The organism is Streptomyces avermitilis MA-4680 = NBRC 14893, assembly GCF_000009765.2.
Taxonomy (GTDB): Bacteria; Actinomycetota; Actinomycetes; order Streptomycetales; family Streptomycetaceae; genus Streptomyces; species Streptomyces avermitilis.
Map to the genome: position 1 here is coordinate 7,802,368 of NC_003155.5, position 12,465 is coordinate 7,814,832.

Annotated in this window: 15 protein-coding genes; 9 read left to right on the forward strand and 6 right to left on the reverse strand. The window is 71.6% G+C overall.

From position 1 onward, the window contains the following. Positions 1-73: 73 nt before the first annotated feature. Genes SAVERM_RS33490 through SAVERM_RS33500 form a run of 3 tightly spaced genes read left to right on the forward strand, consistent with a single transcriptional unit; the run spans position 74 to position 2,610 of the window. The gene (locus SAVERM_RS33490; RefSeq protein WP_010987913.1) at positions 74-835 is read left to right on the forward strand and encodes an NUDIX hydrolase; all 762 of its coding nucleotides are present in this window, start codon (positions 74-76) and stop codon (positions 833-835) included. Further along, positions 835-1,857, forward strand: a complete 1,023-nt coding sequence (locus SAVERM_RS33495; protein ID WP_010987914.1) for an ADP-ribosylglycohydrolase family protein — start codon at positions 835-837, stop codon at positions 1,855-1,857. Before SAVERM_RS33490 ends, SAVERM_RS33495 begins: the two co-directional genes overlap by 1 nt. Positions 1,858-1,860: 3 nt before the next feature. Then, a complete protein-coding gene (locus tag SAVERM_RS33500; RefSeq protein ID WP_010987915.1) occupies positions 1,861-2,610 on the forward strand; it encodes a nucleotidyltransferase domain-containing protein in 750 nt (249 codons plus the stop codon). On the opposite strand, the gene SAVERM_RS33505 is transcribed toward SAVERM_RS33500, so the two are convergent. From SAVERM_RS33505 to SAVERM_RS33520, 4 genes are read right to left on the reverse strand one after another with little or no spacing between them, the layout of a single operon-like run. After that, positions 2,536-3,297, reverse strand: a complete 762-nt coding sequence (locus SAVERM_RS33505) for a nucleotidyltransferase domain-containing protein (protein ID WP_010987916.1) — start codon at positions 3,295-3,297, stop codon at positions 2,536-2,538. The two genes, SAVERM_RS33500 and SAVERM_RS33505, sit on opposite strands and share 75 nt — an antisense overlap. Before the next feature lie 21 nt (positions 3,298-3,318). Beyond that, a complete protein-coding gene (locus SAVERM_RS33510) occupies positions 3,319-3,783 on the reverse strand; it encodes a Rieske (2Fe-2S) protein (protein WP_010987917.1) in 465 nt (154 codons plus the stop codon). After that, positions 3,780-4,364: a DUF6529 family protein gene (locus tag SAVERM_RS33515; protein ID WP_010987918.1), complete on the reverse strand. Its 585-nt coding sequence runs from the start codon at positions 4,362-4,364 to the stop codon at positions 3,780-3,782. The genes SAVERM_RS33510 and SAVERM_RS33515 overlap by 4 nt, the downstream gene beginning before the upstream one ends. 38 nt (positions 4,365-4,402) lie before the next feature. Beyond that, positions 4,403-5,065, reverse strand: a complete 663-nt coding sequence (locus tag SAVERM_RS33520; protein WP_037646368.1) for a hypothetical protein — start codon at positions 5,063-5,065, stop codon at positions 4,403-4,405. A 243-nt stretch (positions 5,066-5,308) separates the two neighbouring features. On the opposite strand from SAVERM_RS33520, the gene aroH reads away from it, so the two are divergent. From aroH to der, 5 genes are all read left to right on the forward strand, one after another. Then, positions 5,309-5,671, forward strand: coding sequence for a chorismate mutase (gene aroH / locus SAVERM_RS33525; protein ID WP_010987920.1), 363 nt, complete (start codon positions 5,309-5,311; stop codon positions 5,669-5,671). Beyond that, positions 5,668-6,762 (forward strand): prephenate dehydrogenase, encoded by a 1,095-nt coding sequence (locus tag SAVERM_RS33530; protein ID WP_010987921.1) that lies wholly within the window; start codon positions 5,668-5,670, stop codon positions 6,760-6,762. The genes aroH and SAVERM_RS33530 overlap by 4 nt, the downstream gene beginning before the upstream one ends. Positions 6,763-6,887: 125 nt before the next feature. Then, positions 6,888-7,583 carry a (d)CMP kinase gene (gene cmk, locus SAVERM_RS33535; protein WP_010987922.1) on the forward strand — a complete coding sequence of 232 codons (696 nt, stop codon included), beginning with the start codon at positions 6,888-6,890 and terminating at the stop codon, positions 7,581-7,583. Beyond that, entirely contained in the window at positions 7,580-8,257 is a 678-nt protein-coding gene (locus tag SAVERM_RS33540; protein ID WP_037646370.1) for a lysophospholipid acyltransferase family protein, read from the forward strand. The genes cmk and SAVERM_RS33540 overlap by 4 nt, the downstream gene beginning before the upstream one ends. 78 nt (positions 8,258-8,335) lie before the next feature. Next, a complete protein-coding gene (der, locus tag SAVERM_RS33545) occupies positions 8,336-9,811 on the forward strand; it encodes a ribosome biogenesis GTPase Der (protein WP_010987924.1) in 1,476 nt (491 codons plus the stop codon). A 70-nt stretch (positions 9,812-9,881) separates the two neighbouring features. Here der and SAVERM_RS33550 read toward each other — a convergent pair whose 3' ends face one another. Together SAVERM_RS33550 and SAVERM_RS33555 are read right to left on the reverse strand one after the other, a co-directional pair. After that, positions 9,882-10,271, reverse strand: coding sequence for a hypothetical protein (locus SAVERM_RS33550; protein WP_010987925.1), 390 nt, complete (start codon positions 10,269-10,271; stop codon positions 9,882-9,884). Between the two features lie 170 nt (positions 10,272-10,441). Next, the gene (locus SAVERM_RS33555) at positions 10,442-11,215 is read right to left on the reverse strand and encodes a hypothetical protein (protein WP_037646372.1); all 774 of its coding nucleotides are present in this window, start codon (positions 11,213-11,215) and stop codon (positions 10,442-10,444) included. Between the two features lie 538 nt (positions 11,216-11,753). Here SAVERM_RS33555 and SAVERM_RS33560 point away from each other — a divergent pair. Next, positions 11,754-12,428 carry a LysM peptidoglycan-binding domain-containing protein gene (locus tag SAVERM_RS33560; RefSeq protein WP_010987927.1) on the forward strand — a complete coding sequence of 225 codons (675 nt, stop codon included), beginning with the start codon at positions 11,754-11,756 and terminating at the stop codon, positions 12,426-12,428. Positions 12,429-12,465: the final 37 nt, after the last annotated feature.

Consider the following 12,465-nt stretch of genomic DNA (forward strand, 5'->3'; position numbering starts at 1 on the left):
ATGACTATTGGTCGAAGTGACTATTAAGCCGTGGCTGTCAAGGCGCGGCTGTCAACGGGGGCGGGGGGCGGGCATGTGCGCATCGGAGAACACTCCACGCGCACCCGGCGGCCGTGCCCCCGAGGGCTACGACAAGCACGCGTTCGAGCCCTTCGCTGTCACCGTCGACCTGGCCGTCCTCACGATCCGCGCGGGCGTGCTCCAGGTGCTGCTCGTGGAACGGGGACAGGAGCCGTACGCGGGCCGCTGGGCGCTGCCCGGCGGGTTCGTGCTGCCGCACGAGTCCGCGGAGGCCGCGGCCCGGCGCGAGCTGGCCGAGGAGACGGGCCTGGCGGATCTGACCGGGCTCCATCTGGAGCAGCTGCGGACCTACAGCGAACCGGACCGGGACCCGAGGATGCGGGTCGTCTCCGTCGCGTACACCGCGCTGCTCCCGGACCCTCCCGAGCCGCACGGCGGAGGGGACGCGGCGCAGGCCCAGTGGCTGCGCTACAACGCCCTCGGCCCGCTCGCCTTCGACCACGACCGGATCCTCGCCGACGCCCACGAACGCGTCGGCGCCAAGCTCGAGTACACGTGTCTCGCCACGTCCTTCTGTCCGCCCGAGTTCACGCTCGGCGAGTTGCAGCAGGTCTACGAGACCGTGTGGGGCACCGCGCTCGACCGGCCCAACTTCCGGCGCAAGGTCCTTGCCACGCCGGGCTTCGTCGAACAGATCCCGGGCGCCGCCCGCCTGACCGGCGGCCGCGGAAAGCCCGCCGCGCTCTATCGCGCAGGCGGTGCGACCACCCTGCACCCGCCCCTGCTGCGACCCACTTCGGAAGGACGGCCCTGATGACCACCACGACCCTCACGAAACGCGCCGCCACCGGTTCCCTGCTGGGGCTCGCCCTCGGAGACGCGCTCGGCTTCCCGACCGAGTTCAACGACGTGCCGTCGATCCTCGCCAAGTGCGGCCCGTGGCGGGAGATGGAGCTGCCGAGCCCGGCGATCGTCACGGACGACACACAGATGACGCTGGCGCTGGGGCGGGGACTGCGGTCGGCGATGGACCGCGGGCTGCTCGAGCCGCAGCGGATGGAACGGCCGGTGCGCGAGGAGTTCGTGGCCTGGTACGAGTCGCCCGAGAACAACCGCGCCCCGGGCCGCACCTGCCTGGTCGCCTGCAACCTGCTGAAGACCGAGGGGCGTCCCTGGCAGCTGGCCAGCCAGATCGGTTCCAAGGGGTGCGGGGCCAACATGCGCGTGGCGCCCGTCGGTCTCGTCCGCGGCCTGAGCGACGAACAGCGGGCCGGTGCCGCGCAGTTGCAGGCCGCGCTCACCCACGGCCATCCCACGGCGCTCGCCGCGTCGGACCTGACCGCCCACGCGGTCCGCCTGCTCGTCCAGGGAGTCGAGCCGACCGGACTGGTGGGGCTGCTGCGCTCGTACGCGTACGAGAACCGCACCCGCTACCACCGGCGCTGGCTCGGCGACCTGTGGACCTTCAGCCAGGACCCCACGCCGGAGCACTTCATCGCGCGTGGCTGGGACGAGTGCCTGGAGATACTCGGCCGACTCCAGCAGGCCGTGTGCACCGTGTCGCCCGAGGTCGACCCCTGCCTGGCCACCGGGGAGGGCTGGATCGCGGAGGAGGCCCTGGCCACCGGTCTGCTGTGCTTCCTCCTCTTCCCCGAGGAGCCGCTGACCGCCCTGCGCCGGGCCGCCTGCACCTCCGGCGACTCGGACTCCATCGCCTGCCTCACGGGCGCGTTCGCCGGCGCCCACCTCGGCGTCGACGCCTGGCCGACCGAATGGGCCGACCGCATCGAGTACCGGGGTGATCTGCAGACGCTCGGAGCGCTCTGGGACGCTTGACGGATGCTTGACGCCCTCGACATCGACCTGGCGCCCGTGGTGGCGGCGCAGCCCGACCCGGTGCTGTTCGCCACCGTCTCCGGAGCGCACCTGTACGGTTTCCCCTCGCGCGACTCGGACATCGATCTGCGCGGCGCCCATCTGCTGCCGGCGGCCGAGCTGGTCGGGCTGCGGGAGCCGACGGAGACCCGGTCGCGCATGTGGGACCGGGACGGCGTCGAGATGGACCTGGTGACGCACGATCTGCGCAAGTTCGTCCGGTTGATGCTGCGGCGCAACGGCTATGTGCTGGAGCAGCTGCTGTCGCCGCTCGTCGTGCACACCAGCGACGCGCATCGGGAGCTGGCCGAGCTGGCTCCCGGGGTGCTGACCCGTCACCACGCCCACCACTACCGGGGCTTCGCGACGACGCAGTGGCGGCTGTTCAAGAAGACCGGTGAACTCAAGCCGCTGCTCTACACCTTCCGCGTGCTGCTCACCGGCATCCACCTCATGCGCAGCGGTGAGGTGCAGGCCCACCTGCCCACGCTCGTCGGGCAGGTCGACGCTCCCGGCTGGCTGCCGGAGCTCATCGCGGCCAAGGCGGAACGGGAGCACGGCGCCGCCGATGTCGACCAGGCGCGCGTACGGCTCGATGTGGAGCGGTTGCACGGGCTGCTGGACGAGGCGGAGGGCGCCTCACGGCTGCCCGACGCCCCGACCGCGTACGACGCCCTGCACGACCTCGTCGTCCGGGTGCGCCTGGAGGGCTGAGGCGTGGCGGGTGCGGATCAGGAAGTCCTCGACGCGGCGTCGGTCCGGTTCCGCGGGCAGCGGGGTGTGCCGGGCCGCCTCGTCCGTCTCCGCCGCCAGGCGGGTCATCCGGGACTCGACCTCGGGCCACGGGACCTCGCCCCGCTTCACCGCGAGGAGGGGCTCGCGCCGGTCGCCCACGTCGATCGTCAGCGAGCCCGTGCGCAGCAGGTCCCGGCAGCTCGTCAGGAGGCGCAGCAGGTGCATGGCGTGCTTCCAGCGCGGGGCGCCGTGGGCACGCACGTCGGCCTCCAGCTTCTTGCGCTGGCTCAGGGCGTAGCGCGCGAACGTCTCGTGCGTCTGGCGGGAGAGGAACGCCTCGCGCAGGGCGAGGAGTTCACGGCCCGTCGCGTCGGCCTGCTCCACCAGCGGTGAGTGCAGGCACTCCAGGATGTTCGGGTTCGCCCGCAGCGCCAGCTCGCAGAAGCGCTCCAGCTCCCAGCTGAACTGTTCCTCCGCCGGGCCCTCGACGTGCGAGGGCGGCTTGGCGAAGCTCCAGAACAGGGGAGTGGGGGCGAGGAACACGCCTCGGCGGTCCGTGTCGCTGCCGTCCGTCGCCAGACCGAAGGCGCGCGAGCCCATCACGCAGGAGTAGATCGTGTGGTGGCGGACCAGGCGCGCGCCCAGGTCCGGGTCTGTCTCGGGCATGGACGGAGCGTACGTGTCCGTTCACGTCAGGCGGATCGAATTTCCCTCCACCGTGATCTTCTCGGCAGGCAGCGGACGCGGCGCGGGGCCGGCCGCCACGGAGGCGTCGGTGATGCGGAACTTGCTGCCGTGACAGGGACAGTTGATGGTGCCGTCCGAGACGGTGCTCACCGTGCAGCCCTGGTGCGTGCAGACCGCCGAGAAGGCCTTGAACTCGCCCTGCTCGGGCTGGGTCACCACGACCTTCTCGTCCTTGAAGATCGTGCCGCCGCCGACCGGGATGTCGGAGGTCTTGGCCAGTTCCGGCCCGGCGGCCGCGCCGCCGGACGCCGTGGCGGACGCCGTGCCGGACGGGCTGCCGGACGGGGTACCGGACGTCGACTGGCTGGAGCTGTTGTTGCTGTCGCCGTACTTGCTGCACCCGGCGAGAAGCGCGACCGCGCCGCCCGTCCCGAGAAGGGTGCGCCGTGTCGGGCGGATCGTCATGTCGTCACTCCGAACGTACGGAAGAACCAGAGGGCGGAGGTCAGCCAGATGCCTGTGAGCACCGCGAAGACGAGTCCGCCGACGATCGGCAGCAGCCAGCCAGGCAGTCGCTCCGCACGAAGCAAGAGCATTTTGGCACTAAATGCACCAAAGAAGAAGCAACCCAGGAGCGAGTGCCACAGCACGCGCGGTTCGTACGTCTGATAGCCCAGCGCGTACAGGCAGTGCACCGCGACCGGCACCGCCACCAGGAACGCCACCCGCCCCGACCAGCGGTGCAGCACCGGCGCCCAGCTCGGGCCCGGCAGCTTGCCGTACATCATGAGTGCGGAGACGAGCTGCACGAGTGCGAAGAAGAACGCCGTGGTCGCCAGCCACGACTTCACCGCGCCCGTACTGCTGAAGCCCGCCAGGTTGAAGGCGGTCCCGGCCGGGTCGTGCACCTTTCCGTACGCTCCGAGGCCCACCGCGACCACGGCCGCGACCAGTGCGGGGACGAGGAAGCGGGCGGCGCCCGGGCCGCGGTGGGCGGGCTGGGACGGAGGGAAGCTCTGAGTGGCGGCGTTCGGATCCACGGGCATGTCCGGCTCCCTGGGCAGGGGGATGTCGAAGGACGGGGTCAGGGGGTGACGGGGCGGGCCGTGAGCTGCTGGCCGTCGACCGTCACCGCACCGGTTTCCGGGTCGATCCGGGGGGCGGCCTGCGGCTTGCCGTCCCGGTTGAGGATGCCGACCTGCTTGCCGCCCGGCAGCACGATCCAGCCGCCGTCGATCTTGGCGCCGCGCACGCTGGCCGTCGCGCGGTACAGCCCGGACGGCTTGAGCGCCTTGTCGGCGGTGAAGCCGTAGCGGGTGCCGCCCAGGTCGACGGTGCCGCGGATCCGCTTGCCCTCCTTGAGCTTGCCGTTCAGCTCGGCGCCCTGCTTGCCGGTGAGCTTCATCGTGCCGTCGTCCTTGACGTCACCCTTGAGCCACGACTCCTTGTTCCGGCCGTCGCAGAAGTACGCGATCGCCTTGCCGTCGCGCAGGGACACGGCGACCGCCGAGGAGTTGTCGTCGGTACGGCCCGCGTAGTCGGCGTTCGGCAGGGGGCTGGTGGACGGCGACGGGCTGGGTGGCGGAGTCGACCGCTCGGGCCGCGGGCTCGGTGAGACCGTGGCGGCGGGCGGCTCCTCCTGGTAGGACGACGTGCTCTTCGTCCCCGTCATCGCGTTCAACGACAGCATGAACACGGCGAGCAGCAGTCCCGCGAGAAGGGTGAAAAGGGGTCCGGAGCGCTTCATTACGGGCCTCCCCCGAGGCGAGTTTCCTGCCATGAGAGCGGACTCGCGGCCCCCGCGTCCAGAGGCGCACCGGGGCGTTCTCGTCCGAACTGGTGGAACAGGGCGAATCGGGTGACACGGGAAGGGTGAGGCCGGGCCCGGTGACGGCGTCTCGGCAGACGGGCGCCACGCACCCGTGCGTGGCGGGCTGACTAGGCTTGTGGTGAAAGAGCCGTAGTACGTACATCAGCGAGGAGCAGCACTGTGGCGGTACGAGCGGTCCGGGGCGCCGTCCAACTGGAGCGGGACGCGGCCGATCACATGGACGAGCAGGTCAGCGAGCTGCTCACCGCCATTTTGGAGCGGAACGGGCTGACCGCGGACGACCTGATCAGCATCTGGTTCACCGCGACGCCCGATCTGCACAGCGACTTCCCGGCGGCCGCCGCCCGCAAGCTCGGCATCGTCGACGTGCCGCTGATCTGCGCGCAGGAGCTGGACATCAAGGGCGCGATGCCGCGTGTCGTGCGGGTCCTCGCGCACATCGAGTCCGACAAGCCGCGGGCCGAGATCGCCCACGTCTACCTGGGTGCCGCGGGCGCACTCCGCAAGGACATCGCCCAGTGAGGACCGCACTCGTCATCGGGACCGGGCTGATCGGTACGTCGGCGGCCCTGGCGCTGGCCGGGCGCGGCGTCGTCGTGCACCTCGCCGACCACGACCCGGAACAGGCGCGTACGGCGGCGGCGCTCGGCGCCGGCACGGACGAGGCGCCCGAAAAGCCCGTCGACCTCGTCATCGTGGCGGCCCCGCCCGCGCACGTGGCGGCCACCCTCGCCGACGCCATGCGGCGTGGCCTGGGGCGCGGCTACCTCGACGTGGCCAGTGTCAAGGGCGGTCCGCGCCGCGAGCTGGAGGCGCTCGGCCTCGACCGGTCCGTCATGTCGACGTACATCGGTTCGCACCCCATGTCGGGCCGCGAGAAGTCGGGCCCCCTCGCCGCGACCGGCGACCTCTTCGAGGGGCGCCCCTGGGTCCTGACGCCGACCCGGGACACGGACACCGAGGTGCTGAACCTGGCCCTGGAGCTGGTGTCGCACTGCCGTGCCGTGCCGGTCGTCATGGACGCCGACGCCCACGACCGGGCCGTGGCGCTCGTCTCGCACATGCCGCACCTGGTGTCCAGCATGGTCGCCGCCCGGCTGGAGAACGCCGAGGAGACGGCCGTACGCCTGTGCGGCCAGGGCATCCGGGACGTGACCCGCATCGCCGCGTCCGACCCCCGGATGTGGATCGACATCCTGTCCGCGAACCCGGGCCCGGTCGCCGACCTGCTCACCGACGTGTCCGCCGACCTCGACGAGACGGTGCGGGCCCTGCGCTCCCTCCAGTCCTCCGACGAGGCGAAGCGGCGTGCGGGCGCCACCGGCATCGAGGACGTCCTGCGCCGGGGCAACGCGGGGCAGGTCCGGGTGCCCGGCAAGCACGGCAGCGCGCCGCGGACCTACGAGACCGTGGCCGTCCTCATCGACGACCAGCCGGGCCAGCTGGCCCGTATCTTCGCGGACGCGGGGCTGGCCGGGGTCAACATCGAGGACGTACGCATCGAGCACGCGACCGGGCAGCAGGCGGGTCTGGTCCAGCTGATGGTGGAGCCGAAGGAGGCGCCGGTACTGAGCGCGGCGCTGCGGGAACGAGGCTGGGCGTTGCGGCAGTAGGGGCCGCCGCGCGACGGGCCCGGGAAGGGCCAGTAATACGGGGTCCGTGGAGCCAGTAACCTTGTGCGGGGCGCGCTCGCGTCCCGCACACATCCACCACCCCGCACCAGGAAGGTGTCCCCACCGTGGAAAACGGCGCCGCCCGGACCGTACCGGCAGTGATTGTCGCCATCGACGGCCCCTCCGGCACGGGCAAGTCGAGCACCTCGAAGGCCGTGGCCGCGAAGCTCGGGCTGAGCTACCTGGACACCGGTGCCCAGTACCGGGCGATCACGTGGTGGATGGTGAGCAACGGCATAGACATCACGGACCCGACCGCGATCGCCGCCGTGGCCGGGAAGCCGGAGATCATCTCCGGCACCGACCCGTCCGCGCCGACCATCACCGTCGACGGGACCGACGTCGCCGCCCCGATCCGCACGCAGGAGGTCACCTCCAAGGTGAGCGCGGTCAGCGCGGTGCCCGAGGTACGCACCCGGATCACCGAGCTGCAGCGCTCGCTCGCCACGTCCGCCGAGAACGGCATAGTGGTGGAGGGCCGTGACATCGGCACCACCGTGCTGCCCGACGCCGACCTGAAGATCTTCCTCACCGCCTCCCCGGAGGCGCGTGCCGCCCGCCGCAGCGGTGAGCTGAAGGGCGCCGACGTCAACAGCACGCGCGAGGCCCTGCTCAAGCGGGACGCGGCCGACTCCAGCCGCAAGACCTCCCCGCTCGCGAAGGCGGACGACGCGGTCGAGGTGGACACCTCCGACCTCACGCTCCAGCAGGTCATCGAGTGCGTCGTCACCCTCGTCGAGGAGAAGCGGGCCGCGAAGTGACCGAGGCACCATCGGTACGCGGCGCCGAGGTCGGGCGGCGCATCGGCGTCGGCCTGATGTACGGGCTGTTCAAGCCGCGCGTCCTCGGGGCCTGGAAGGTCCCCGCGACCGGCCCGGTGATCCTCGCCGTGAACCACTCGCACAACATCGACGGCCCGATGGTCATGGGCGTGGCACCCCGGCCGACCCACTTCCTGATCAAGAAGGAAGCGTTCGTCGGCCCGCTCGACCCCTTCCTGCTCGGCATCGGCCAGCTGAAGGTGGACCGCGAGACCACCGACCGCTCGGCGGTCACCCGCGCTGTCGGCGTCCTCGACAACGGCGGCGTCCTCGGCATCTTCCCGGAGGGCACCCGGGGCGAGGGCGACTTCGCCTCGCTGCGCGCCGGGCTCGCCTACTTCGCGGTCCGTGGCGGCGCCCCGATCGTCCCGGTCGCCGTCCTGGGAAGCACCGAGCGGCGCGGACGGTTGATCAAGGCGCTGCCCCCGCTGCGCAGCCGGGTGGACGTCGTCTTCGGCGACCCCTTCGAGGCGGGCGACGGCAGCGGGCGACGTACGCGCAAGGCGCTCGACGAGGCGACCGTGCGCATCCAGAAGCAGCTGAGCGCACACCTGGAAAACGCCAGGCGTCTGACCGGACGCCGGGAAAACGCCGGGCGCCCCACCGGGCACTAGGCGACACTTGAGTAGTGGATCTCCCGATCTGCGGGCGGTCCACCGATCACCACGAATGAACGACGAGGTACGGACTTCATGAACGACCACATCCAGCCCGAGGGCTCGGCCGAGCACGAGCACGGGGCGCTTGGCGATGCCGAGTACGCGGAGTTCATGGAGCTCGCCGCGGAAGAGGGCTTCGACATCGAGGACGTCGAGGGCGCGATCGACGAGGCCGGTCACGGCCCGCTCCCGGTCCTCGCCGTCGTCGGCCGCCCGAACGTCGGCAAGTCGACCCTGGTGAACCGCATCATCGGCCGCCGTGAGGCCGTCGTCGAGGACAAGCCGGGCGTCACCCGCGACCGCGTCACCTACGAGGCCGAGTGGGCGGGCCGCCGCTTCAAGCTCGTCGACACCGGCGGCTGGGAGCAGGACGTCCTCGGCATCGACGCCTCCGTGGCCGCGCAGGCCGAGTACGCGATCGAGGCGGCCGACGCGGTCGTCTTCGTCGTCGACGCCAAGGTCGGCGCCACCGACACCGACGAGGCGGTCGTACGGCTGCTGCGCAAGGCCGGCAAGCCCGTGGTCCTGTGCGCCAACAAGGTCGACGGCCAGAGCGGCGAGGCCGACGCCTCGTACCTCTGGGCCCTCGGCCTCGGTGAGCCGCACCCCGTCTCCGCGCTGCACGGCCGCGGCACCGGCGACATGCTGGACGCCGTGCTGGAGGCGCTGCCCGAGGCCCCGGCGCAGAGCTTCGGCGCCGCGATCGGCGGCCCCCGCCGCATCGCCCTCATCGGCCGCCCGAACGTCGGGAAGTCGTCGCTGCTGAACAAGGTGGCGGGCGAGGACCGCGTGGTCGTCAACGAGATCGCGGGCACCACCCGTGACCCGGTCGACGAGCTGATCGAGCTCGGCGGCGTCACCTGGAAGTTCGTCGACACGGCGGGCATCCGTAAGCGCGTCCACCTCCAGCAGGGCGCCGACTACTACGCCTCGCTGCGCACCGCGGCCGCCGTCGAGAAGGCCGAGGTCGCCGTCATCCTCATCGACGCGTCCGAGTCCATCTCCGTCCAGGACCAGCGCATCGTCACGATGGCCGTCGACGCGGGCCGCGCGATCGTCCTGGCGTTCAACAAGTGGGACACCCTCGACGAGGAGCGCCGCTACTACCTGGAGCGGGAGATCGAGACCGAGCTCCTCCAGGTGGCGTGGGCGCCGCGGGTGAATGTCTCGGCGCGTACCGGACGTCACATGGAGAAGCTCGTCCCGGCGATCGAGACGGCCCTGGACGGCTGGGAGACCCGGGTCCCGACCGGCCGCCTGAACGCCTTCCTGGGCGAGCTGGTCGCCGCCCACCCGCACCCGGTCCGCGGCGGCAAGCAGCCCCGCATCCTCTTCGGTACGCAGGCGGGCACCAAGCCCCCGCGCTTCGTGCTCTTCGCCTCCGGCTTCATCGAGCACGGCTACCGGCGCTTCATCGAGCGCCGGCTCCGCGAGGAGTTCGGCTTCGAGGGCACGCCGATCCACATCTCGGTACGGGTGCGCGAGAAGCGCGGCAACAAGAAGAAGTAGCGGCTACGGCGGCACGCAGAAGGGGCGGTCCCTCCCGGGGCCGCCCCTTGTTCGGTATGGGGGTCATCGGTCACATGCCCCTGCGCGGGGCGGGCGGCAGCGCCGCCGGGACGTGATGCATCCCCGTGGCGTGCTGGCGCGTGCCCGGCTGCCAGATGGCGGTCGTGGCGAGATGCCCGGTCGCGTGCTGGGGGGTGCCGTGGCGCGCGCCGTACCCGACCGCGCCGTACGAGCCCGTGGTGTACGAGCCAGTGCCCCTCGGAGTGTTGGCGAAGGCGGTGAAGCCCAGATCCTCCTCGCCGCTGCGGTCTCCGGGCAGCGATCGGAACGATCTGACGTACTCGGCGTAGAGCGCGTCGTAGATCGGGGTGGCCGAGGAACCGTTCGCCAGGTCCTGGGCCGGTCGCGCGGCCGGAACCGGCTGGAACGACGGGCGGCGGGGGGGATCGTATGCGTGCACGTATGTGCCAACGACCCCACCGCCCAACAGATGCGGCCACCGCGCCGATTGAGCAGGTCACCCGGAGTGGGGCACGCTCCGACGGGGGCGCGGGGAACTGCGTGACCTGCCACGGCGGACCCGCGGCCGACGGACCGCCCCTGGTTCCCCGGCCTCGTCCGGCGCAGCGCTCAGGTGCCGGCGAGCGGCAGCGCCGCCGCCACCAGCTTGCCGCCTGCCGCCGCCTTGTCGAGCGCGTCGCGCAGCAGGTCCTCGCGGGGCTGGCGGCCGATCGAGCCGACCGGGGCCGCGAACATGATCACCTGCTGGTGCTTGTTGGCGGCTGCGCGCCAGTTCTCGGCGACCTGGAGCGCCTGGTGCGCCTGCCACCAGGCGACCGGTGAGCCGCCGCCGGTGCCCGGCTGGAGCACGGCGTGCAGCTGGCCCATGGCGAGCAGCACGGACCAGCCGTGCAGCACGGACGGCACCGACTCGATCCGGGTCAGCGGCATGAAGCCCTGCTCGATGAGCAGCGGCAGGAAGTCGTCGCCGGCGGCGGTCGAGCCCGGGCGCACGATGGGTCCGGTCGGCTCGACGACGAGCGCCGGGTGCAACTCGCCGCTGATCAGGACCAGTCCGCTGGTGACACCGAGCACGGCCTGCTCGGGCACCGGAGTGCCGGGCCCTTCCTCGGCGGCGATGGAGCGGACTGCGCCCTGGAGCTGCTCCTCGGTGACCTGGACGACCTGCGAGGGCAGGCAGGTGGCGTGGGCGAAGGCGAGGACGGCGGTCTCGTCGCCGATGAACAGGACGGTGCTGGTGTGCTCCTGCTCGGAGTCGCCCGGGGTACGGCAGGACGTGCAGTCGTAACTGCCCGGGGCGTTCTCTCCGGCGAGCAGCCGGTCGGCTTCTTCGTCGCCGATCTCGGCGCGTACGTCGTCGCTGACGTCGAGCATGCGCGGCACGGGTGGCTCCCTCGGGATGCGGTGCGTGGCGATGCCGGGTGGCTCCCGGCTCACGGGCTCGGGGGGTCCCCGGGCTCACGAAGAAGACAACGGGCGATCTGTGGCCGGAGTCACGCCCGGAAGCGAACGGAATCGAACCAACCGGCGCGCAGCGTGAAGCCGTGTGCGGAATGCGTTACTCCACGCCAACTTCCCGGGGCCTCAAGGAAGTTGGGTCGGTGAGGTGGGTCACAGATCATCAGACCGGCAGGTCGACAAATCCGGAAATCGGCGAATGAAGTGGGTGGCTGAAAGTCGCCGATACCTCGGGTAACGGCGAACTGGCCTGGAGTGACGAGGAGTTGGTTGATATCGCGTCACCGCCCTCTCTAGATTGCTCCGCCGTGTGCAACGAGCACCGCTCGGGTACGTCCGCCGGCCGCACGACAGCCAGTCCAGCACCACCTCCGGCGGACGGGGCGAGCACGGCGACCGCGTCCTACGCGCAGGGAGCCGTGCCCCGCCTTGGGGGATCCCGGGTGATTCGAGAGGGAAATACATGTCCGAATGTGCCGATAGCACTCGTAAGGTTCGTACGACTCGTACGACGGCGGTCCTCGCCGGGGCAGCGCTCCTCGCCCCGCTCGGACTGCTCGCCGCGACCGGCGAAGCCGCCGCGGCCGACAGCGGAGTGTGGGACCGCATCGCACAGTGCGAGAGCGGCGGAAACTGGCACATCAACACCGGCAACGGCTACTACGGGGGACTGCAGTTCTCCGCCGGCACCTGGCGCGCGTACGGCGGCACGGCCTACGCGGCGACCGCCGACCAGGCGTCCAGGGGCCAGCAGATCGCCGTCGCCACCAAGGTCCAGCGTGCGCAGGGCTGGGGTGCCTGGCCCACCTGCTCGGCACGCGCCGGAGCAGGCGGAAGCGCGCCCGCCGCATCGGGCACCGGGGCGAGCGGCGGGTCGTCCTCCGCCGGTTCGGCCACCACCGAGTCGGCCGCATCGGCCAAGCAGGCCCCGTCGAAGCAGTCGAAGGCGCCGACGCGCGCGCCGGAACACACCAACCGCAACTCCTCCCGCGGCGACTACACCGTCCGCGACGGTGACACGCTCAGCGGCATCGCGTCCCGGCACGGGACCACCTGGCAGAAGCTGTACGCCGCCAACAAGACGGTGCTCGGCGGTGACCCCGACCTGATCATGCCCGGACAGCGGCTCGCGCTCTGAGCGGCGCTCCCCCTTCGGTCCCGGACGGCCCCTGCGA

Coding starts and splice junctions, on each gene's coding strand:
- SAVERM_RS33490 (WP_010987913.1), top strand. CDS start 74: ATGTGCGCATCGGAGAACACTCCACGCGCACCCGGCGGCCGTGCCCCC.
- SAVERM_RS33495 (WP_010987914.1), top strand. CDS start 835: ATGACCACCACGACCCTCACGAAACGCGCCGCCACCGGTTCCCTGCTG.
- SAVERM_RS33500 (WP_010987915.1), top strand. CDS start 1,861: ATGCTTGACGCCCTCGACATCGACCTGGCGCCCGTGGTGGCGGCGCAG.
- SAVERM_RS33505 (WP_010987916.1), bottom strand. CDS start 3,297: ATGCCCGAGACAGACCCGGACCTGGGCGCGCGCCTGGTCCGCCACCAC.
- SAVERM_RS33510 (WP_010987917.1), bottom strand. CDS start 3,783: ATGACGATCCGCCCGACACGGCGCACCCTTCTCGGGACGGGCGGCGCG.
- SAVERM_RS33515 (WP_010987918.1), bottom strand. CDS start 4,364: ATGCCCGTGGATCCGAACGCCGCCACTCAGAGCTTCCCTCCGTCCCAG.
- SAVERM_RS33520 (WP_037646368.1), bottom strand. CDS start 5,065: ATGAAGCGCTCCGGACCCCTTTTCACCCTTCTCGCGGGACTGCTGCTC.
- der (WP_010987924.1), top strand. CDS start 8,336: ATGAACGACCACATCCAGCCCGAGGGCTCGGCCGAGCACGAGCACGGG.
- SAVERM_RS33560 (WP_010987927.1), top strand. CDS start 11,754: ATGTCCGAATGTGCCGATAGCACTCGTAAGGTTCGTACGACTCGTACG.